Origin of the sequence: Porphyromonas somerae DSM 23386, assembly GCF_000372405.1 — a bacterium.
GTDB classification, from domain to species: Bacteria; Bacteroidota; Bacteroidia; order Bacteroidales; family Porphyromonadaceae; genus Porphyromonas_A; species Porphyromonas_A somerae.
On record NZ_AQVC01000011.1, the window covers coordinates 40,929 to 63,726 of the forward strand.

Below are 22,798 nucleotides of genomic sequence, written 5' to 3' on the forward strand. Positions count from 1 at the left end.
GTTCCGAGAATCGAGTCTCGTATTATTCCTCAGTAGTCGCCTGCTCTACCTCAGCACTCTCTTCCTTAGTGGTTTCCTCTACCTCCTCAGAAGTCTCAGCCTTTCCAGTCTTAGGCTCTGCCTTAACAATAGGGGTATCTGACACAATAGTCAGTGGCACCTCTACAGTTACGTCCTTGTGCAAACGAACCCTAGCAATATACTCACCCACCTCCTTAATACTAGGAACTTGGAGCATCTTACGATTGATCTCAGTAAAGCCAAGCTTTTCTAGTTCATCTGCAACCATTGAAGCAGATACTGAACCATAAATACGGCCCACATTACTTGTCTTAACCTCAATAGTTAGAGAGGTTCCTTCAATCTTATCAGCTATCTTTTGAGCATTAGCAAGTTCAGCTTCAAGTTTGCGAGCCTGCTGTCTTTGATTCTCTTGTAGGATCTTGATCGCAGACTCTGATGCGATTACTGCCTTTCCTTGTGGGATTAGAAAGTTTCTACCATACCCAGCCTTTACATCAACGATCTCGCCCTTAAAGCCTAGATTTGGCATATCTTCTTTCAAAATAATCTTCATATTCTGTCTCCTTAAGTTATTATTATTCTTTGCTATTTATTAGTAACCCTATGCCATCATATCTGTCACGTATGGCAGAAGTGCCAAGTGACGAGCACGCTTAACAGCTTGTGCTACACGACGCTGCATTTTAAGAGAGTTACCGGTCAAACGACGTGGATATATCTTACCCTGCTCATTGAGGAATTTCTTAAGGAACTCAGGATCCTTATAGTCTACGAACTTAATCCCAGCCTTTTTAAAGCGACAATACTTCTTACGATTTCGCTCTATAGAGAGTGGTGTAAGATAACGCACCTCTGACTTACCTTTACCTTTTTTCGCCATAATCTTTACTTTCGTCTACTTTAATTGTTTTCTTCCGATACTGTACTGCTTGCCTCTTCACTCTTTACAGGCTCTTTGCGGTTGCGACGACGCTTCTCAGCATACTCTAGTGCATACTTCTCCTGCTTGAATGTAAGGAAACGAATCACCCTATCATCACGACGATAGTTTACCTCTAGCGTCTCAATAAAAGAGGGCTCGCTCTTAAACTCTAAGAATACATAAAACCCAGTAGACTTTGCTTGGATAGGATAAGCAAGCTTACGCATACCCCACTCCTCACGATTCACTAGCTCACCACCATTATCGGTAATCAAGCCAACGAACTTATCTACCGCTTCCTTTGTCTGGTCTGCAGACAAATCGGGAGTTAAAATGAAAACGGTCTCGTAGTTGTTCATCATAAATTATTAATCTATTATTTTGTGAAAATAAAATCCGACTGCAAAGGTAATCATTTTCAGTTGAATAGACAAACCAATCGCTCTATTTATTTACAAACAGATTCGGTTGAAGACTTCTGCATTAACTGTTGATATACACTTGAATCACTTATAATAGCCGATGCTGTCTCTTGTCCTTGATTAACGATATCGTCAATTGCCTTTAATTCAAACATCTTGTAGTCTTTAAGACCTTTCATGTCAATCAAAATGTCTGCCAACTCAATATCCTCTTTCATATTGGCTTTTGAGATAATTTCAAAATATCTCATCGCCGAGCTCTTAATACTTGATGGGGATTCAAAAGGACTTAGTTGGTACAAGTTAATGCCCACGACACACTCCGTCTCTTCTCTGATTACAGAGACTGGGAAGTTTTTCAGCACTCCACCATCTACATATTCAACCCCCTTTATTTTAAGTGGCTGAAAGACGATAGGTACTGTACAAGAAGCCACGACCGCCGAAACCAAGTCATCACCATCTCTAAAGGCTGTTATCTCTGCTGTCTCCCAATTCGTAGCAACGGCGACAAATGGGATTTGTAATTGCTCAAAGCTCTTAGCACGGAGGTTCTTTTTTAGCATTCTTGCTACCCCACTTGGCTTTAGTATGCCTCCTGAAAATAGACTTAGTTCGGCAAAGTCCATTAGCTTATGTCCTCTAAAAAGATCTGCTATCTCCTCAGGTGCAAAACCATCGGCATACAAGACTCCTGCCAATGCACCTGCACTAGTTCCAGCTATAATATCTGGCTTAATTCCATACTTCTCAAATACTTTGAAAGCGCCAAGGTGAGCAAATCCCTTAGCCCCACCCCCTCCGAGTGCGTATCCAAGACGATATTTCTTTTGATTCTGACTCTCGTCCATATTACCCTAATATGATTAGTGACTTTTTCACAGCTTTAATAAAACTATCTACTTCTTGCTTGGTATTGTAAAGTCCGAAACTAACCCGAGCAGTTCCTTCAATACCAAAACGTTGCATCAATGGCTGGGCACAATGATGACCAGTCCGAATAGCAACACCTTGTTGATCAAGCAAAACTCCCAAATCGTACGGATGTACTCCCTCCACTAAGAAACTGATTACAGCCTCTTTGTCGGCAGAAGTACCATAAATCTTCAACCCATCAATATGGAGCATCTGCTCCGTTGCATGCGAAAGCAACATAGATTCATAGGCTTGGATTTTATCTAATCCAATATTTGATACATAATTGATACTTTCGGCAAGTGCCACACTATTGATAAAGTCTGGGGTACCAGCTTCATACTTATAAGGCAACTCATTATAGGTAGTCTTTTCCCAACTCACGTGCTGTATCATTTCACCTCCACCATGGTAAGGAGGAAGCTTTTCAAGCCATTCTCGCTTTCCGTAAAGCACACCTATTCCAGTAGGACCATATATTTTATGGCCACTAAAAGCCAAGAAGTCAACGTCTAAGTCAGTAACGTCTACCTTACGATGGGCAATAGCTTGTGCTGCGTCTAAAAGCACTGGCACACCATTGGAGTGTGCAAGAGCAATAATCTCTTTTACAGGATTAACCGTCCCTAATACATTTGAAGCGTAGCAAATGGAGACCAACTTAGTACGGTCGGTAAACATTGACTTCATAGTCTCCATATCTAATTCACCATTATCAAAACAAGGAACGACCTTAATCTTTATTCCTCGCGCCTCAGCTTGAAGTTGCCAAGGGACTATATTTGAATGATGCTCCATAGCACTAAGTATCACTTCATCGCCAGCTTGCATTTGAGACGAACAAAAAATACTCGCAACCATGTTGATGCCTTCAGTAGTCCCCCTTGTAAATAATACTTCTGCTGCCTCCCTAGCATTGATAAACCTTGCTATCACTTCTCGAGCATTCTCATGAGCCATTGTTGCTTGCTGGCTGAGCGTATGCACGCCCCTATGTATATTGGCATTACGAGTGGTATAAGCAAGATACTCTGCATCTAGCATCTGCTTTGGCTTTTGTGTCGTTGCCGCATTATCTAGATATATCAATGGATATTTGTCGTGTATCTTTATATCTAAAGCTGGAAAGTCAGCTCTTATCTTTTCAATATTATAGGACATAAGATATTGATTAATTTAAAATATGATGAAGGATCCCCACATAGATCCCTGCAGTTTCGGTTCGTAGTCTTTCACTACCTAGAGATACAGTCTTAAAGCCATGACTGAGAGTTAGTGCAACCTCTTCACTTGTAAAATCTCCTTCCGGACCAATAAGGAAACTACTATCCACACCTGAGACAAAGGTCTCTTTCAGCTCTCTTTTCTCAAATGTATCTGCACAATAACCTATATAACGACCCTCATAGGTAAGTTGCGAAAGGTAATCCTTTAGTGTAGGGAAAAGGTTGAGCTCTACCGTTCTGATCTTTTCGGACTGCTTCATTGCTGCAACCATTATTCGCTCTAGACGCTCCATATTGACGCGTCTTCGAATGGTATGCTCCGTAACCACCAGCGAAAAGCGAGTTATTCCTATCTCTGTGAGCTTTTCAAGAGCCCACTCTATTCGATCTATATTTTTTGTGGGTGCAATAGCTACCTCTAGCTTTGGACACATTGGAGGTGTAGTCTCGACAAGCACCAGGTCGGTTATATTCTGGCCTTTAAGTGAATTATTGGATATTTTGGCACTATATAAGTTCCCCAGACCATCAGTAATCAATACATTTTCCCCCACCTCAAGACGTAGAACCCTAAAGGCATGCTTTGCTTCATCATGTGGTAACGCTAAAGAGCTACTGATATCTGGAGCATAAAAATAGGGTAGATCACCAATATTACTTTTCATCGCCTTCTTTTTGCTCAATTATTTCAGCAAATCTCTTTGCCCACTCATACTTCTCCATCTCTACCACCTTCTCCTTGATCTCCTTTAACTCTTGTATTGAAAGGGAGGACTTCAATTCCTCATCTGTTAGCCTCGATAAAAACTCATGATTAGCCTCCTCTTGATCAATCATTAGCTGCAACACGGCCGACTTACTTAGTCGAATAGGAGCACTATGGCTAAGTTGTTTTTGGATATCATCTAGAGATACCACAGGTGAGTCTTTTTCCAAGAGAGCATCCTCTGCCATTACAGGCAATTGATGTAATACTGCATGCATCACCGCTAGGTATATAGGTACTCTGCAGTAACTAACTTCGCCCATATCAGAAAGGGTATAAAACCACCCTTCTCTCTCCCCGCCTTCACCAGTTCGAATGATCACTTTATGCAAGAATATTCCTGTAGCAGATTGGTACTCATCCAACGCATCTATTCGAAGGTCGAGTTTAAGCATCCTTGCTTGTAGCAATAGTTTGTAGGAGCCCACCAATGAAGGTGGAATAGAGATACTCAATCGGCGATCATCTTCGTTATTATTAGGACAAAACACCAAGTCTATTCCTACCATTTGTCCATTGACCATATACCCTTGGACATTACGAAAATGAACGCGGGTGAGGGACGATGTCTCCAAACATTCCTCACGTTTAAATACCTCTTTCCAATCTCTATCAATCACGATTTAGCTGTTTTTAAGTACAGAAATCCATTCATAGTTTTCAGAGTCTACTGCCACCTCAAGTAGATTCTGAATAAGCTCATCACTCATAGAAGCAAGCATCTTAATAAGATGCAACACAAGAGGGTCGTCAGGTTTTACACCATTAGAAATTTGCGACTTAAGCTCATTGTAGTAGGACTGCAATGGAGAAACATCTGAAGGTAAAAGAGAGTCCTTTTGTTTCACATCAAAATAACTAGCCGCTTTACTGAGAAGCTTATAGTCTATTAAGATATCCAACCGCTGCTCCAGCGCAGTCATCAAACCATTAGGCATAGAAGTCTTAAAGCTACCACGTGTACCATTCTCACCCACATAATAAAGATCGGACTTAATGGAGTATCTCCCCTCGTATATATGGAGTGCCGTCAACTTGGTATCAGAAATTAGCTCAAAGTAATAAGTCAGATTAGGGAGATCTACATTGCTAGAATAGAGGCTATTTATCTTAGAGAAAAAAATAGGACTCAATTCAGAAGGAATGGCAACAGGATAAATCATTTCATTACCATTTGGCAATTTATATTTATCCGAATCAATAGGAGATAAGAGTGCCACCATCACATCAGGGGATTGTGTAGCACTTCCTATTCCACGAAGAGTGAGAGCAACCATCTCAATTCCTTCTTCATGATTTTCTGGTAATTCAACTCCCATTTCCTTCATTATTGATAGCTAGACCTACTAGGTCAAATCACTTATATTTATCTTCACTTCTACTAATGAGGTCTCGAATTTGGTGTACCAATCTCGAGACCCATTAATCACGACAAATGCAAAGCTTCTACTATCCAAGATAGCTTCTCAGTTGCGTTTCATCAGCATTCTTACGTAATTGGCGTATTGCCTTTTCACGTATCTGCCTTACTCTTTCACGGCTCAATCCTACTGCAGATCCGATCTCATCGAGGCTCATTTCCTGCTCACCACCTAAGCCGTATGTATGGATCAAAACATATTGCTCCCTCTCAGAAAGACACTGCATAGCCGAGCGAATCTCATTGACTAAACTCTCATCAATAAGCCCGCCATCAACATCTCTAGCATCTTCATCTTGCAAGACATCTAAAAGGGTATTAGACTCGCCGTCATCAAAAGTTTTATCAACAGAAACTTCACCCTTATCGATTTGGATAATATCAATCACCTTATCCACCTCCATATCGAGCTCATCTGCCAATTCTTCTGGCGAGGGAAGTCTCTGATGAAGTTGCTCAAATCTATCTCTTGCAGCTTTCAGCTTCGTCACATTTCCTACTTGATTCTGTGGAAGGCGAACAATACGCCCTTGGTCTCCCAAAGCCTTTAGAATACTCTGTCGTATCCACCAAACTGCATAGGTAATGAACTTAAAACCACGTGAGCCATCAAAACCTTGAGCTGCACGTATCATACCGAGATTACCCTCATTGATAAGGTCAATAAGAGGTAGACCCAAATCCTGATATTGCTTTGCCACACTAATCACAAATCGGAGATTGGCACGCACCAGTTTATCCACAGCAGCTTCCGAATTTTCGTCATTCCGCTGTATTTGCATCGCTAATTCAGCCTCCTGCTCAGGGGTAATCATCTCCTCCTTAGCAACCTCCTTCATATAGCGATTCATCACTGCGTCGTCCCTACTCGTGATCGACTTCTCAATCTTTAATTGTCTCATACGTACTCCTATATATTCAAAAAAGTGTGCAAATTTACCTATTTATTCACAGATACTCAATATACCTATGATACAGTACAAGATGCGTGCCAAGAACAATCTGTCCACATCATCAATTGAATAACAAGACCTACCGCCATTTTGTTCGCTTCAGAATAATGATATAAAAGGTGTTACCTATCAACTCATCAAGGTAACACCTTTTATATCTCATTAATTAGTTTAGTTACTTGAGTAGTTCCTTTACAGCAGCTTCAATCTGAGTATCTTTTCCATCTAGGACCTTCTTGAAGTCTAGGTTCACCTTTACATCAGGCTGCAATTCAAAGTTCTCTAGATAATAGCCTTCGGAAGTCTTGTAGCCCACAGCTGGAATTCCAAAGTATAGTGATGGGTCTAATAGCGTTACCCAATTCACACTGGTCATCGTTCCAGGCACAGGCATTCCCACAAGTTTACCTAATCCCATATGCTTATATACCCATGGCGATCCGTGAGCATTTGAGTAGTCAGCCTCACACATCACCATAACCGAAGGCTTAGTCCACCTCTTACTTGGCATATCGCAATAGTACTCACCTTGAATCTCTTGAGTTAGGTACTTAGTGCCCGAAAGGAATACCTCCAAATCCTCGTGTAGTCTTCCACCACCATTGTAGCGGATATCTACTACAAGGCCATCAGTCTGGTAATACTTACCCATAGCATCGGAGTAAACTCGCCTAAAGCTTTCATCGTCCATAGAGGCGATATGCACATAACCCAGCTTACCACCCGACAGACGCTTCACCTCCTCAGCACGTTGCTTGATCCAACGCTCATATAGAAGGCCATTAAGGCGTCCACTAGAGATAGGCTTTACCACCTCCTCATAAGTCTTTCCACTCTTTGGAGAGTAGAAAGTAAAGAGTACATTCTTACCACTCTTACCAGCAAGAAGAGGGAAGAAGTCTACATTGGCACCAATCTCCACACCATCAATCTTAGCTAGATAGTCTCCTGCACGCACCTCACTCTTGTGCGTATCAAATGGACCACCAGCTACTACTTCCTCAATGAGTAGCCCCTCATCAGTAGCTCGAGTAAGATCAAAGAATAGCCCAGTCTCAGCTACCCTTTCGGCAGAGCTAAATTTACCATAACCACTACCAGTGTGTGAAACATTTAACTCACCCAGTAGCTCTGATAGCATCTCAGAGAAGTCATAGTTATTATTGATGTGTGGCAAGAACTTACGGTATTCATCCGTCATAAACTCCCAATCCACACCGTGCATATCCTTAACGTAGAATCGCTCTGCCTCCTCTTTCTTAACGAAGTCAAACATAAATTCTCTTTCCGCCTTAGCATTGAGATTCATCTCTGCTCTGATAGAGACAGACTCCAACTTCTCGCTACTCAAAGACATCTTTTGTACCCCTCCAGTGCTGATAAAGAAGAGATTCTCCTCCTTTGCATCAGGCTCAAAAGAGACATAAGAGCCATCAAGCTTCTTCAGAAGTTTGGTATCACCTTTTCGCAGATCCTTTACCCATAGGTCATATCCACCCTCAAAAGCAGCCATATAGTAGAGTTTTTTGCCATCTTTAGTGATATAGGCGTCACCTAAGTCGCTAGAAGCAGGGGTCAGTCTCACGATACGATCTTGGATATTCTCAAGCTCCACTAGGATTTCATCACTCTTGCTCTCCTTGTCCTTAGTCTCATCCTTATCTGCATCCTTTTCAGCCTTCTTCTCCTCGTCAAGTAGAAGCTCATAATCCTCCTCATTGAGTTTGTACTTATCATAAGCAGCACGGTTCAGGAATACGATCATCACATCATTCATTGAACCCCAACTAGCGTGGTTACGCATACCATATTGTTCCGAAGCATAGATAATCGCATTTCCACCCATCACAAATCGAGGGTTCATATCAAAATACCCACTCTGCGTGATATTAGTCATGTCACCTGTAGCCACATTCAATAGAATAATATCACAGAAAGGCTCGTGATGATTATCAGAGAGCTCCATAGCTATCCAACGACCATCTGGCGACCAAGTATAGTTGATTCCACCAGTTTTATCGGCCGTATATCTACCATCATATACCACTCTTGAGCTCTTCTTCTCCACATCATAGACCGCCAACGTCTTGCGATCCTTCACATAAGCCACATATTTACCATCAGGCGAAAAAGTAGGATGCATCTTTTCAGACTTTTCACCAGGGATCAAAAGCTCCTCTTTTACAAGAGTAGCATTGGCAAAGTTAGGATCCTCCTTACGAGCCATCTTAGCGATATAAATATCACTTTTACCCCCTCGTTGCGACTCATAAACTACACTTCTATTGTCGCTACCAAAAGTGACACTTCTCTCCATTTCTGGAGTGTCAGTAATCCGCTTAGTAGTTGAGTAGTCGGCACTCGTTACAAATACCTCACCACGAATAACGTAAGCAAGCATTTTGCCATCAGGCGAAACCGAAGCCGAAGTAATGCCACGCATAAAGGTGGATTTAGTGATCTCCTCCTCGTCCACGTCGCTCATTATCTGGATAGCCACCTTTTGAGGTTGACTACCCTCCTTCATTGTATAAATGCGTCCGTCATAACCGAAGCAAAGCGTTCCATCTCCACCTACAGAGAGAAAACGCACTGGGTGTGTTTTGAAATGTGTCAAAGACACCGCATCTTTCTCGTTACTACTATTCAAAGGCTGCTTAAACACATTAAAGGTCCCTTCACGTTCACTCAAGAAATAAAAACTATTCCCCTTAGGAGCAAATACAGGGTTACGATCCTCACCTTTCCAAGTTGCAAGAGGCTTATATTGCTTGCTCTTGAAGTCGTAAAGCACGATATCTCTCGTCACCGAAGAGGTGTGGTGCTTACGCCATACATTTTCAAACCCCTTAATATCCTCATAAATCAACTGACGTCCATCGGCACTAATAGCCCCCATACTTACAGGAGTTGCCATCACCATAATAGAGCGACCTCCCTCCACAGGCACCTTGTACACCTCATTTAGGCGAGCCGTAGGGAAAAGTGCGCTACTTGCGGGATCCTGAATATGAGCAGTATAATAGATATACTTACCATCAGGCGAAAATGCTAGGATCGACTCCGATGTAGAGTGAGTCGTCACCCTTTTAGCCGCACCTCCATTGGCATTCATCACATAAATATCCCTACTCCCATAGTACCTATCACTTACGAAAGCAATTTTCGAACCATCAGGGCTCCACATAGGAGTGGTATCATAAGCTTCGTGTGTAGTCAATCTAGTGGCTACACCTCCAGTGGTAGGCACCTTGTAAATATCCCCCTTGTACGCAAAAGCGATTTCTTTGCCATTTGGCGATATGGATGGATATCTCATCCATAGTGGTTCATCATTTGCAATTGCTGCTCCAGCCATTCCGATAAGTGCAAAAGCAACAAAATAGATTCTTCTAATAATCCTCATATAGGCTATGAATTTTTGTTAGTTAAATTACTAGTTACAAACTTAATCATTTTTTCCCTAACCGTCTTGGATTCTAAGTAGATAATACTTAGCCATCAAAACAAAGCAAAAATCAAAAACGGAGCAGAGATTATTAATAACAGTAACACCTCCACTTTACGATTCGTTTGGAGTGCAAATTTCAAATCTCTATCCGTCAGTGGGTGCGTTGAAGAGCCTATCGTAGGCTTCTCCACCATTCGCCCACCATAGGCGTGCGTTCCACCAAATTGACACCCCAGCATCAACGCAAGAGCCGCCTCGGGATATCCCGAGTTCGGACTTGTATGCTTGCGCCCCTCCTCAAATACCTTGGTACGCAGATCCCACCGCCTATTCGCCACAAGCATAAGCAAAGCAGTAATCCTTGCAGGAATCCAATTGGCCACATCATCAATCTTAGCGGCCACGTATCCAAACTCCCCATATCGCTCATTCTTGTACCCAATCATCGAGTCCAAAGTATTGATCATCTTATAGGCCACAATTCCAGGCACGCCAAAGATCAAAAACCAAAAGAGTGGAGCGACCACTCCATCCGAAAGGTTTTCGGATAAAGTCTCTAATGCTGCCACTTTGCACTCTTCCTCAGTGAGCGAATCAGTATCCCTTCCTACGATGCGAGAGAGTTGCTCTCTACCAGCAGGAAGAGAGATGGCAAGCTGTCGAAACACCTCCTCTACCTCCTCTATTAACGTGGTCCCAGCTAGGCAATAGTAGACCAAAATAGCCCCCACCACCACAGAAAGCCACGATGGCAAGAAATAAATCAAGAGAAAAGAGAGCAGTGCCACCGCGAGAATCAGCGATAGTGCCACCATCGCCCCATTCCTACGCCGGTGCTCGCCGTGATTATACTTTCCCTCCGCCCACGAAATCACCTTACCAAAACCCACAATCAGGTGAGGCAACCGCTCTGGGTCACCTAATAGGCGATCCAGTAGCCACCCTAGCCATAGCATGATCATCCGTGCCAAAAACAGAGCTTGTAGTGAGTAATAGGTCAGCATAGCATATTATTCAAATCATTGAGAGCCGTTATCAGCTTCTCATTTTGCTCTCTACTCTGTGTTGCCAAACGAATATGATAGGGAGAGAGCGTGGGAAAATTAGAGGCATCACGAATCAATATTCCATGGTGAAATACCAACCAATCCTTCACTTCCGCAGCGGTCAAAAGCTTCAGTTTAGCAAGGAAATAGTGCGTATCTGTAGGATAAACCTCCACGCCACCTAACCGAAGAAGTTGCTCCACCAACCACCTCCGCTCCTCAAGAAGAGTTTCCAAGTGAAAGGAACGCCCATATCCCAGCAGATAGTGCCCCGTCTCCACTGCCATAGCATTGACACTCCACGGCAATTTCAACGCCACCAGTTGCTCCAACAAAGCAGGAGCGGCAATGAGGTACCCTAGCCTTAGCCCCGGTATTGCATACGACTTAGTAAGGGAGTGAATTAAGAAACAATTGGGTAGATCCACCACCTCCATCGGTAAGAGCACCCGTTTTGGAGTAAACGCTAGGTAAGACTGGTCAATCACAAAAGTGACCGAGGGGTTACTTCTCATCAAATTCAGTAACTGCTCGTGATCATACGTAAGACCGGTAGGGTTATTAGGATTACAAAGCCACACCACACTATTAGGGGCAAACTCCATCTTTCCCGACATTACCTCGTTAGTTCCGATCTCTATGATTGTATGACCATAGAGCTGTGCACTATGGCGATATTCCGAAAAGGTAGGCTGTGGAATATAAGAGCGTCGCCCTGCAAAAAGGTGGGCAATCATATAAATCGCTTCGGTAGCTCCACTCGTCACCAACACAGACTCCTCAGGCACTCTAAACGAGCCAGCAATTTTATACTCCAAAGAGTAGACACGTGGCTCAGGATAACGATGAAGAACCTCCTTTCTTGAAGTAAGATAGCACCACAACCCCTCATCTTCAGGAAGGTGTGGCACATTAGAGCTAAAGTCAGCAACAATCTCTACCCCTGGATATCTATATCGGTCATCTCCGTGGTCATTAAGCTTCATATCTCAATATCTTGTATAGAAGCTCCACATCAATATGACTTCTCAGATGGCTCGCAAGTTGGTCAAAAGTATCTTCCAACTTCTCAATATCCTTATTAGTGTAGTCGCTCTTATGCGCACTTTTATCGCTCAAGGTATCCTCGCTAGGGAGCTCCACTCCCTCCATATAAGGGATCACTCCAAGAACAGGCACGCCACAAAGCTCCTCAATCATCTTCGTTGCTGGCGCAAAAATAGAGAGGTCGCCCCGAAACTTATTGATCAGGACCCCCTTAATCAGCTTACGGTGCTCCGGACGCTGAAGCATCACAGAGCCATACACCGAAGCAAAGACTCCACCACGCTCAATATCTGCCACTAAAATTACTGCCGCATCGGCATGCTCCGCCATCGGCATATTCACAAAGTCGGTACCAAGTAGATTGAGCTCACTCACACTCCCCGCCCCTTCGAGCACAATAGGATTGTACCGAGTTTTCAGCTTATCAAAAGCTTCCCAAGCATGACTTTGAAGCTCCCTTCTCCCTTCACTTTGGCGAAAGTAGTCTCTTGCATGTTGCTCACCTACCTCTTTGCCTAAGCAGTAGATATGGGCATTTGTTACACTCGAAGGCATCATCAACACAGGATTGAGCAAAGCCTCTGGCTCCACACCGGCCGCCACAGCTTGCAACGCCTGTGCCACACTGATGCGATCTCCATTCGGTGCAGTATAGTAGTAGGGTGCCATATTCTGAGCCTTAAATGGGGCAGGCCGAAATCCATCTTCCCGTAGCAGACGGCACAGAGCTGCCACAATCATACTCTTCCCCACATCACTCCCCGTACCAGCTATCATTATGGGACGCATTTTTTCCATACCTTTACGTTTTATGGTCCTCAGTTTAATATCCTTTTGCGCGTTTCTTGATCACTTCAACTTGAGCTTTTGGGTCAAGTCTTCGCCCCTCAAATAATGCCGTCTCCCATTCACCGTAATTGGGGTTAGGAAGCACAATATAGATAGTTCCAAAAATGCTCATATCGTCACAAGCCACCTTACTTCTCTGCTTCTCATTCAAAGCGTTGTAACCAGGGAAGTCGGTCAGTTGGTCGCCCATATAGATCACCACATCAAAGTCCCTAAGCACCTGCTCCCTACGCAAATCTTTATTGCTAGTATCGCCTTTAAGTAGCAAGTGATCATTATCTGCAAAAGGGAAATCGTACTTCTGTAGGTTGAGCAGAGTCCCCTCTCGCTCATTAAAGTTGCGGTTAGTGATATAAAATATCTCTACCCCTTCACCCGCTGCATACTTAAGGAAAGCAGGAGCACCTGGCACTGTGTCAGCCACAGCCATTGCACACCACTCAGTCCACTCTGCAGGATCAAAAAGTTCCCCTTTTAGCCCCTGGTGAACCGCATTGGGAGAGTTGTCCAAGATGGTCTCATCAATATCCGTAATGATCGCCAATGGCTTATCCCCCTCTTGCGACATAGCAAGTGCCTGATCCAGATAGAGTCTAGCTCCATTAAAAGCTTGATAGCAGAGTGCTTCATACTCTGCCGACCGTTGCATCCAAGCAGCGGTGTATATTTTGGCAAAAGGGAGCTCACTCTCCACCACACGCTTCTGAGTGCCACACCCACATAAGAGTAGCAGCAAAGGAGTCAGAGCAACAATTCCAAACGAAGTCAATCTATTTTTCATACTCTACGATTAAAATTTAAGCGTTAAAGCAAGCATCCCAGTAATTCCCTGACGCTCATAGCCCAACCATCGGCTTTGCTTTTGATGCAAAAGATTCTGACCAATGATAGAAACCCCTACATTGCGGTGTGCGTCATAAGTAACTCTAGCTCCGAGATTCAGACAATTGTAATGATCCTCCACCTTACTTTTCGTAACCACCCCCTCTACATCATCGATCTGAGGCACAAGGTACTTAATACCAGTCAAGGCTTGGAAGTCTACATGTAGCGTCAGCTTATCCATCAGCAGGTAGTTGGCATCGATTCCTAGTTCCATCGTAGGTAACCCAAAGCCTACCGTTGGCTTCTCCTCTAGTGTGCTCTGATACCTATTCACCTTCACCTTGGCTCCAAGATCCAAACCAATCGGTGAGAGATAGCGTGCCTCTGCCTTAACGAATACTTGCCCTACACCACCACGATTGACCTTAGTAAATAATGGGGTAAACAGCCCCTCTTGCTGGCCACTATTTAACGCCATAAATGTGGTATTATAGAGTGAGTAGTCCCAATCAGAGAAGTCACTAAAGTGCGTATATCCTCCATTAACATCAAGTGAGAAGCCATTGATATTCCCCAACTGAACCCCCACCAATGCTCTGTACTGAGCTATGTCAAAGCCATTGTACACAGCCTCTGCAGAGAACCATCTATTCTCCTTGTAGAGTTCTCTAAGCCCATGGAATCTAGCCCCACCATCGGCAAGAAGATAGAGCGAAAATAGCTCGTGTGCTCTATAGCGGAACTCCACATCGGGCACCACCAATAGCTTGCGGCTACCACGATTGACAAATTGCACCTTGGCACCCGCCGATAGGTGTAGGTTAGGAGCACTGTACCCCACATGAGGCGCCAATGAGATCTGTTGCATCGGTGAATGAACGTCCAAGAGCGTATGTAGCGCTGAGATAGCAATCAATTGATATCTACCATCCACACCAAAGCCCCAGTCGCTTCCGGCAAATTTATAGTCTAGGTTTGCCACTAAATCCAGTCCTAGCTCCGACACCTTCTCAGGCTTTGTCCTCTCTTCACCTAGTGGGAGCACTAGCCTATTTTGCTCATAGAGCATCGAGGCATTATCCTTGCCCGTATAGCTCACCTTTCCACGAATACCATACTGCCACCGGCTAGCCAAGGCAATAGGTGCAGGGCTAAGGGAGAAATTAATTTCCGCCCCACCCATCTGATACATCGGATAGGTAGCATCTAATAGCGATGCAAAGGGCTCCTTACGTGGAGAAAATAGTCCATAAAACGTATTGGCATGATGAAATAGCTCCACTCCACCCCCTACAGTACGCTCTTCAAGTGCGTGATTGTAGTTGATCCCTATGCGGGTGTCGTGTGTCTCATCAATCTTTTTTATACCGATAGATGAATACTCCCCTCTCACATACCTAGATAGATGTTCTGCCGATAGCATCAGCGTACCAGCCTCACTTGTCTTGGTGAGGAAGGCCAACTCGGCACCACCGATACCTGGATAACCTCCAAATAGTCGCGCGTGGAACTTTTGCTTCACCGCTTCAGGAGCCAGAGGATTATCCAAGGGCTCAAATAGCTTGGGCGTCACATTCATAGCAATCGCATAGGTATTGCGGGCAAAGCGAATCGGTTTCAGCTTCTTAGGGACACTTCCCTCCAGAGGATTAAAAAAGACCTTCTCAGCCTCCTGCCCCACAGGTTGGTACTCTCTCTGTAGTACCATCTCTCTCTTCAGCGTATCAGCAGCAAAAGGGTTGGCGAGTGCCTCTCCTCCAGCAAGTAGTAGAGCTCCAGTTAGGAGCCACGGACGGATATATTTCATCATCATCTATTGATTCTATTTTAATATTCCCAAGCGGGTATCAATCATCTTAAGTATTCCATCATTGCGATTGGAATAGCTCCCCTTCACACTCTCAAGATAGAGTTTTGCACTCTCCTTATCGCCCAGCTTATCGTAGCAGTCCGATAGGAGGATAAAGGCCCTCGCTAGCCAGTATGCATCCGTAATACCTCTAGTGGTCACTTGCTCCATCTCCTTCTTGGCAGCTTGATAATTACCTTGATCGTAGAGGTCTAGCGCCAAGATGGTACGAGCGATGGCATGGCCACCAAAATCCTTATGCTTCATCACCAGCTTTGCATAGCGAAGGGCTTGCGACTTTTGATTGTCGAGAGCCGTCAATTTTGCTGCAGAGAGGTAAACCTTTGCCGCTGCTTCATCGCTTACCGATAGAGTGCCATTAGCCACCTGATTCGCTAAGCTCACTGCGAAGTCGATGCTACCACTCGTTTCGGCACGCTCGGCAGAAGAGATGACCCACGTACTACGACCAGCTTTGTCGCCCACGCTAAGTGCCAACGACAGATAGGCTTCTGCCGCCCTACCCGGCTCATTGAGTTTATCGTAGCTAGAGGCCAAAAGGCGATAGCTATCCTCTGCCAATTTGCCTTGGAACGTCTTCACACGACCGCTCAGCATTGTTACCACATCGCTATACTGACGGGCTTGATACTTCAGAAGTGCCTGGCTGTAAGTGGCTTTATCCACAAAAGCCCCTCGTGGATAGCTCTTTATGTAAGACTCTAGCGCCTCAATGCCCTCTGCATTGGCACCACGAGCCACTACACCTTCGGCAGCAAGGTAAGCGAGGGAATCGAGCTCCGTCAAAGAGAGCTGCTCCGACACCCCAGTCTCTTGCACTAGTCGGCTATAACTATCCACCCTATTGAGCTGGATACTGATGCTTTTTAAGTCCTGAAGGGCACTCTTTGCCTCGCCACTCTGCGGATAGTTTCGTACTACACGCTCGTAAGCCTTTACCGCATCGTCCAAACGGCTCTCCCCATAGTAGGTAAGAGCCAATTGTAGAGCTACTTTAGGTGCAAATGGGCTATTGGCACGCTCTCTCAAAAAGCGGGTGAAGAGTTGCTCAGCCCCCGACACATCACCAACCAATTGACGCGCCCTTCCCTGCTCATACAGAGCCTCATCGATCAAGGAAGAGGCAGGATATCTCTGTGGAAGGAGTGCTAAAAGAGTTGCTTTATCTTGATATTTTTTCTGCAATCCAAGGATCATCGCCCGATTGAAAAGTGCATGATCTGCTTCACGACCTCCTGCCTGCTCGGCCTTTTGGTAGTACCTCAACGCCTCCTCATAAGCTCGGCGTTGCATAGCAATATCGCCAAGTCTACAATTCACCGCACTCTTCTGGTCGGGAGTAGGCTCAGTCAATTCACTCTCAAAGCGCTCTAGCCACCCCTCAGCATCGCCATAGCGACCCAAGTTGTAGCAGGCATAGCCAAGTGTGTAGTAGGCATTGGCGTTCAGCGGCAAACTACTGGGGCGAACCTTGAGGTACTGCTCAGTACTGCGAATGGCCTCACGATAATCCTTGGAACGGTAGGCTGCTTCGCCTTTCCAGAGATAGGCCTCTGCCACGCTCTCAGCATCACGTCCGCTCTTGATCAATTCATCGTATTGCTGAGTGGCTACACTCACATCGCCACTAGCAAGGGAGGTGCCAGCACGGCGAAGCTTCACACGATCTCGCACTCGCACCAATTCGGTGGGTAGTGGTGAAAACTCCTCAAGCGCCTTCAGTACCGCCCCACTATTGGGCTCATGAAGATAAGCTTCCTCTAGGTAACTCAGCACCTCTCCTCGGTAACTACTCTGAGGGTATCTTTCCAAGAAGCGAGCCAAGCGACGGCTCCCATCGCCCAATCGCCCTGGTGTCCCAGCATAGCTAGCGAGTGCTGCATTGTAGGCCGAAACTTCGGTGATTGGTGCATATACGCCCATCGCTGAAGCTCTGTCGAATAGATCAATTGCTCCCCCTAATTTGCGCTCGGAGAGTCTACAGAGACCAGCGTAATAGAGTGCCAATTGGCTCATAAAGTTCGTACCTTCTTCCCCAACCTGTAGCAAGTAGGGCTCCGCCTCTCCATAACGGCCTAGAGCCAACAGCTCCTTACCGAGCGTAAGGAGCTCTACACCACCAGCATCACCGCCAGCGGTCAAATATTGTTTCAAATAGCGCACCGATGCCTCATTCTGCCCTAGCAAGCTAGTAGCAAGTCCAGCAGTACGAGAGAGCGACGCTTGCACAGATCGGTCGGCATCGCGACCACTAGATAGTCCACGCTCAGCCAACTGAAGTGCCTCGCCATAACGCCCTTCGGAAAGGCGGGCCTCACCCAGATACGCCAAGGCATAGCTGCCATATTGTGGGTGATTTACCAACTCACCAAGATAGCGACTTCCCTTGCTCAGGGCACCCCCCTTCATCGAGAGATAACCGGCGTAAAAAAGGGCATCTGACTTTCGTTTCTGGTAGTAGGTAAGAGGCTCAAAAAGTGCCAAAGCCTCACGATCTTGCCCTTCTCGCATCAAGGCGTATCCAAGACGATACTCCACCTCCGCACAGAGATCCTCGGGAAGAAGTGCCCGATTAACCTTTCGGAGCCAGTAAACGGCACTGCCATACGCCTCCGAGGCGTAGTAGAGCCCACCCAGAGCTGCCATCGCCCGATCGGTGTAGCTGGAGTGCGGATGCTGCTCCACAAAGTGCAATAGCTCTAACTCGCTATCACCACACTGCAGCGTACCACGAGACAATGCAAGCAGGTAACGACTCTCCACATCCTCTGCGCCAAGCGACCAAGGGCTATCCCAAGCACCACCAAGAGCGCCCAAGACACCCACATCACTTCCCGTAGCTGTTGCCTCTCGAGCCAACTCCACCGGGGACTTATAGCCACTTATGCCGCCTAGCTCCTGACCATGGACTACCGAAGAAAGTCCAAACATTGCCAGAAAAAATATGCAGAAACGATTATTCATCATGTCAAAAAACTTCTCAAAAGTTACAATTCTCCTCTCCCCATAACCTTCCGCAAATGTACCCAAAATTTGCGACCTGAGCCCAAACATTTTGCCACGTACTGGAGTGCAAAACAACCTCTGGAAAAAGCCGAATAAATTGCGGGCAAAAAATCAGTTGGCAAAAATAAAAAGACAAGGCAAAGCAAATTTCGCGGGTGGTTTAATGGATCAATATTCCCTATAGAGTATAATAAATACCTATATTTAGTACCTAATATATACCTATTTTAGGGGTCTATTATAGAGTATTAATCCAATTAATCCAATAATAGCTAAGCAGTATGAATATCAATGGGTTACAAGTGGATCAATAAAACCCATGTGGATCAATGACTTTTGTATATTAAGGTCTGTTAAGGGTTGAAAAATACAAATCGCAAAATTAATAATCAGACGAATTGGATTAATCAATCCACCTAAAAGCAACCGATTTTAATATAAATGAATATCATATTTAATCCATAGATTACATATTTAACGAACAGATTTGAAGCAAGAAAACAGCGGTTTTCATACGTAAGTAATTCACCTTTGAAAGGTATTCACCTTAGGTTTGCACCGTGCAAACTTCTTGATTGCTCGTATGATACACTTCAATTTGCCCTTAAAAATCGCCCTTTACATTATCATTTTCACGAAAATATAACATAGTTTAACCTTAGGGGGCTTGCAAACACTCATATTTAACATATAATTAAGAGCGTTTTTTGCCACCGAAACCACTTTTTAAGCCAAAAGAAGTAAATCGAGGAGCAATTGTGCGAAGTCAACCCGCCTTAGTCACCACGTAAAATGGTTGATTACAACTCACCAATCTTTTAGCTAGGAACAAAGCAATCGCTTAGTTGCATCTCGTCAATTGCTTAGTTGCAACTCGGCGATTGCTTAGTTGCAACTAAACTTTCACTCTCCTAACCTATTGAATTACTGAGGGCTACAATCAATGTATACAGAAGGTAATTAGGCTAATGTGTAGCAGTCATTAATCAGCCTTTCTTGTGCGTCAACTTTGCTTCAGAAGTTGGAACCTTATGTGATCCGAGCTATTTTCAGTATCTTTGTAAGTGAAAGTGAGGTTTTTTAATTTATCCAATAGATTAAGTACACATATATTATATAGCTATTTTATGAGTAAGATGATATCCAATCTAACGCCAAGTGCGTTTTTTGTAACGAAGGGAAGTGGTGAGTCGGACCTAGAGCTACACGCTGGTTCTTATCACATGGCGCTTTATGATGCAGGAATCAATGACTATAATATTATGGTCTACTCCTCGATCTTGCCCAAGACAGCTCATCTAGTAACGATGGATGAGATTGATTTGCCCCCATTTGGTTCGGAGATGAAGACGATTATGTCGGTTTCGCACGGGACGCAGGATGAGTTTGTATCAGCTGGAATCGTTTACGCATGGATGTATGCCGATGAAAACTTCGATGAGAAGATTGGCGGACTGGTATGCGAGGTGAATGGTCGATACCGTATTGAGGAGCTAGAGGCTAGGCTTACCAGGGTGATCATAGACCTACATGAGAAGACTTATAGCCAATATTACCTAGGTGAATTGAACTTCGTGACCGAGGGAATCACTATCGAAAAGCGATATGGGACTGCACTCGTCGGGCTCTGCTTTATGGACTTTGAGCAGAATGAGAGTTCAATCGGTGTATAATAGTCTTTGTTAGATAACATTCACTTAATACTTTAAGGAAGAAGGGGGGTGGCTCTAATAGCAGACCACCTCCCTCCTCTTGAGGTATCTGAGACGGTCACCCCAAAAGTATATATATAATATGGCAAGAAAAAGCAAAGCTCCAGAAATAGTGGAGGGGATAAGGATAGAGCGAATGGCGGCAGAGGGTCGCTGTGTGGGACATCTGGAGGATGGTCGTGTGCTCTTCGTCCCTTACTCTGCGCCTGGTGACATAGCAGATATTACACTCGGCAGACGTCGGAAGTCCTATGCAGAGGGGCGGATTGCTAGGCTATTGGAGTCCTCTCCTAATAGAGTGGAGCCACGGTGTACCCACTATGGTCTATGCGGTGGCTGCAAATGGCAGCACCTGAGCTATAGAGCACAGCTAGAGGGGAAACAACAGCAGGTAATCGACCAACTGGAGCGTGTGGGACATCTTGAGATTGATGAAATGCGTGAAATCATAGGGAGCGAAGAGACTTATGACTATCGCAATAAGCTGGAGTTTACCTTCTCCAATCGTCGCTGGCTTTCTCGAGAGGAGCTCTCAGAAACACCTAAAGAGGAGGCTTTAGATCTTGCGGGGCTGGGCTTTCATGTACCTCGAATGTTTGACAAGGTGCTGGATATTGAGCAGTGCCATTTGCAGGGGGAGCTCAGCAATAAAATTAGGTTGTTTATCAAGGCGTTCACCACTCAGCATTCCGGCTACGACTATTACGACCTTCGAAAGCATGAAGGGTATATGCGGACGTTGATGATCCGAACTAGTAGCACGGGCGAAGTAATGGTAGTGGTAGTCTTTGCTTATGAAGATAAGCAAAAACGGGAAGCCCTCCTCGATGCTCTTGCCAAGGCTTTTCCTGAGATCACCTCACTGATCTATGTGATCAACAATAAATTGAATGACGCTTGGGGAGATCAAGAGGTTTTCTGCTACGCAGGTGAGGATCATATATGGGAGGAGATGGAGGGTCTTCGCTACAAGATTGGGCCAAAAAGCTTTTATCAAACCAATAGCAAACAGGCACTTAGGCTGTACCAAGAGGTACGAAAACTAGCCAATCTCCAAGGAGATGAACTTGTCTACGACCTCTACACTGGCACCGGTACCATCGCTTCATTTATCTGCCGAAATGCTAAGCGCGTGATAGGTATTGAATATGTGGAAGAGGCGATTGAGGATGCTTGTATTAATAGAAGTGTAAATGGACTGGAAAACCTGGACTTCTATGCTGGAGATATGAAGGAGGTGCTCACAGATAGCTTTATTGCTGAGCACGGTAAGCCTGACGTACTGATTACCGACCCGCCTCGGGCTGGTATGCACCCCGATGTGGTGCAGACAATCCTTAGGGCAGCACCGCAAAGGATTGTATATGTAAGCTGTAATCCGGCCACACAAGCAAGGGATGTGGAGATGATGAAGGAGGCATATAAGGTAGTGGTAGCACAGCCTGTAGATATGTTTCCTCATACCAGTCACGTGGAGACGGTAGCTCTGTTGTCCAAACTAAATACAGAACATCATTTAGATATAGAGTTTGACGCTATTAATAAATGACAAGTATATGAAATTGGTTTTACCTAGTTAAAAAAAGAAATTATAATGAAAATATGGAGGCTAAGAATATGAAGATTAATAATGAATGTTGTTGTGGATGCAAAACAGAAAAGCCGGATCAAATTAAAGACAATTGTCCTGTATGTAATAATGAAGGGATTTCCGTTAGTAAAGTAACTGTTGAACATCTAGTGGTAGATGATTATCGTAATGCTGTTAACGGAGATCAATATAAGATTTGCATGAACGATGACTGCGACGTTGTTTACTATAACTTAGATAATGAAATAAAATTCTTGAAAGACCAAGTTAGAGTTCCTATCTGGTTTAAGAAAGATGCAGATCCTAAGTATGCTTGTTATTGTAGCGAAGTCACAGAAAATCAGGTAATTGAAGCAGTTGTAAAGCATGGCGCGAAATCCGTAAAAGAAGTAAATGCCATCACTGGGGCAATGAAAAATTCTAATTGTAAAGAAAACAATCCGTTGGGAGTTTGTTGTCATAAGATTATTCAGGAAGCTATCGATAAAGGCTTGAAAATGAAATAATTACAGTCGATATGTTCCTACAAACGAGAGCCAATCTTTGATATGTTTCCATCTACGAGCGTGGATATGTTCCCCATAACCATAGGGGTTGAGAATATCTTGCTACTCCAGAGGAGGGCAGAGGAGAATGTTGCACGAAGTGCCATTCTCGCACATTTGATTTAAATGTGCAGAGACTTTGCACGAAGGATGAGATGCAAGGCGCTGAGGGTGAGGGTGCTGGGAGCGTACTCACGTACGTGACCGA

The 22,798-nt window shown here is 44.6% G+C and carries 19 protein-coding genes; 3 read left to right on the top strand and 16 right to left on the bottom strand.

Going from position 1 to position 22,798, the window contains the following annotated elements; all coding sequences use genetic code 11:
* Positions 1-22: 22 nt before the first annotated feature.
* From rplI to A3GK_RS0103410, 16 genes are all read right to left on the bottom strand, one after another.
* Positions 23-577: a 50S ribosomal protein L9 gene (gene rplI / locus A3GK_RS0103335; RefSeq protein WP_018028072.1), complete on the bottom strand. Its 555-nt coding sequence runs from the start codon at positions 575-577 to the stop codon at positions 23-25.
* Between the two features lie 48 nt (positions 578-625).
* Positions 626-904 (bottom strand): 30S ribosomal protein S18, encoded by a 279-nt coding sequence (gene rpsR / locus A3GK_RS0103340; protein WP_018028073.1) that lies wholly within the window; start codon positions 902-904, stop codon positions 626-628.
* Between the two features lie 20 nt (positions 905-924).
* Positions 925-1,305, bottom strand: coding sequence for a 30S ribosomal protein S6 (gene rpsF / locus A3GK_RS0103345; protein WP_018028074.1), 381 nt, complete (start codon positions 1,303-1,305; stop codon positions 925-927).
* Between the two features lie 89 nt (positions 1,306-1,394).
* A complete protein-coding gene (locus tag A3GK_RS0103350) occupies positions 1,395-2,219 on the bottom strand; it encodes a patatin-like phospholipase family protein (RefSeq protein ID WP_018028075.1) in 825 nt (274 codons plus the stop codon).
* Between the two features lies 1 nt (position 2,220).
* Positions 2,221-3,444 carry an aminotransferase class V-fold PLP-dependent enzyme gene (locus tag A3GK_RS0103355; RefSeq protein WP_018028076.1) on the bottom strand — a complete coding sequence of 408 codons (1,224 nt, stop codon included), beginning with the start codon at positions 3,442-3,444 and terminating at the stop codon, positions 2,221-2,223.
* A 10-nt stretch (positions 3,445-3,454) separates the two neighbouring features.
* Positions 3,455-4,174 (bottom strand): RsmE family RNA methyltransferase, encoded by a 720-nt coding sequence (locus tag A3GK_RS0103360; RefSeq protein ID WP_018028077.1) that lies wholly within the window; start codon positions 4,172-4,174, stop codon positions 3,455-3,457.
* Positions 4,164-4,799, bottom strand: a complete 636-nt coding sequence (locus A3GK_RS0103365) for a hypothetical protein (protein WP_018028078.1) — start codon at positions 4,797-4,799, stop codon at positions 4,164-4,166. Before A3GK_RS0103365 ends, A3GK_RS0103360 begins: the two co-directional genes overlap by 11 nt.
* 99 nt (positions 4,800-4,898) lie before the next feature.
* Positions 4,899-5,603: a hypothetical protein gene (locus A3GK_RS0103370; protein ID WP_018028079.1), complete on the bottom strand. Its 705-nt coding sequence runs from the start codon at positions 5,601-5,603 to the stop codon at positions 4,899-4,901.
* A gap of 121 nt (positions 5,604-5,724) precedes the next feature.
* Positions 5,725-6,597 carry a sigma-70 family RNA polymerase sigma factor gene (locus A3GK_RS0103375; RefSeq protein ID WP_018028080.1) on the bottom strand — a complete coding sequence of 291 codons (873 nt, stop codon included), beginning with the start codon at positions 6,595-6,597 and terminating at the stop codon, positions 5,725-5,727.
* 226 nt (positions 6,598-6,823) lie between these two features.
* The gene (locus A3GK_RS0103380; RefSeq protein WP_018028081.1) at positions 6,824-10,054 is read right to left on the bottom strand and encodes a S41 family peptidase; all 3,231 of its coding nucleotides are present in this window, start codon (positions 10,052-10,054) and stop codon (positions 6,824-6,826) included.
* A 95-nt stretch (positions 10,055-10,149) separates the two neighbouring features.
* On the bottom strand, positions 10,150-11,103 hold the full coding sequence (gene cbiB, locus A3GK_RS0103385; protein WP_018028082.1) for an adenosylcobinamide-phosphate synthase CbiB: 954 nt from the start codon (positions 11,101-11,103) through the stop codon (positions 10,150-10,152).
* Positions 11,097-12,131, bottom strand: a complete 1,035-nt coding sequence (locus tag A3GK_RS0103390) for a threonine-phosphate decarboxylase (RefSeq protein ID WP_018028083.1) — start codon at positions 12,129-12,131, stop codon at positions 11,097-11,099. The genes cbiB and A3GK_RS0103390 overlap by 7 nt, the downstream gene beginning before the upstream one ends.
* Complete coding sequence (locus A3GK_RS0103395; protein ID WP_155799421.1) at positions 12,121-12,990, bottom strand: cobyric acid synthase; 870 nt, start codon at positions 12,988-12,990, stop codon at positions 12,121-12,123. Before A3GK_RS0103395 ends, A3GK_RS0103390 begins: the two co-directional genes overlap by 11 nt.
* Positions 12,991-13,015: 25 nt before the next feature.
* Positions 13,016-13,822 carry a 5'-nucleotidase, lipoprotein e(P4) family gene (locus tag A3GK_RS0103400; protein WP_018028085.1) on the bottom strand — a complete coding sequence of 269 codons (807 nt, stop codon included), beginning with the start codon at positions 13,820-13,822 and terminating at the stop codon, positions 13,016-13,018.
* 9 nt (positions 13,823-13,831) lie between these two features.
* A complete protein-coding gene (locus tag A3GK_RS0103405; RefSeq protein ID WP_018028086.1) occupies positions 13,832-15,679 on the bottom strand; it encodes a TonB-dependent receptor in 1,848 nt (615 codons plus the stop codon).
* A gap of 9 nt (positions 15,680-15,688) precedes the next feature.
* On the bottom strand, positions 15,689-18,703 hold the full coding sequence (locus A3GK_RS0103410) for a tetratricopeptide repeat protein (protein ID WP_162138131.1): 3,015 nt from the start codon (positions 18,701-18,703) through the stop codon (positions 15,689-15,691).
* A gap of 1,166 nt (positions 18,704-19,869) precedes the next feature.
* Here A3GK_RS0103410 and A3GK_RS0103415 point away from each other — a divergent pair.
* From A3GK_RS0103415 to A3GK_RS0103425, 3 genes are all read left to right on the top strand, one after another.
* Positions 19,870-20,415 (top strand): pyruvoyl-dependent arginine decarboxylase, encoded by a 546-nt coding sequence (locus tag A3GK_RS0103415; RefSeq protein WP_018028088.1) that lies wholly within the window; start codon positions 19,870-19,872, stop codon positions 20,413-20,415.
* A gap of 121 nt (positions 20,416-20,536) precedes the next feature.
* The gene (gene rlmD / locus A3GK_RS0103420) at positions 20,537-22,003 is read left to right on the top strand and encodes a 23S rRNA (uracil(1939)-C(5))-methyltransferase RlmD (protein ID WP_018028089.1); all 1,467 of its coding nucleotides are present in this window, start codon (positions 20,537-20,539) and stop codon (positions 22,001-22,003) included.
* Positions 22,004-22,071: 68 nt separating this feature from the next.
* The gene (locus A3GK_RS0103425) at positions 22,072-22,551 is read left to right on the top strand and encodes a Csac_0668 family 2Fe-2S cluster-binding (seleno)protein (RefSeq protein WP_026161684.1); all 480 of its coding nucleotides are present in this window, start codon (positions 22,072-22,074) and stop codon (positions 22,549-22,551) included.
* Positions 22,552-22,798 lie beyond the last annotated feature (247 nt).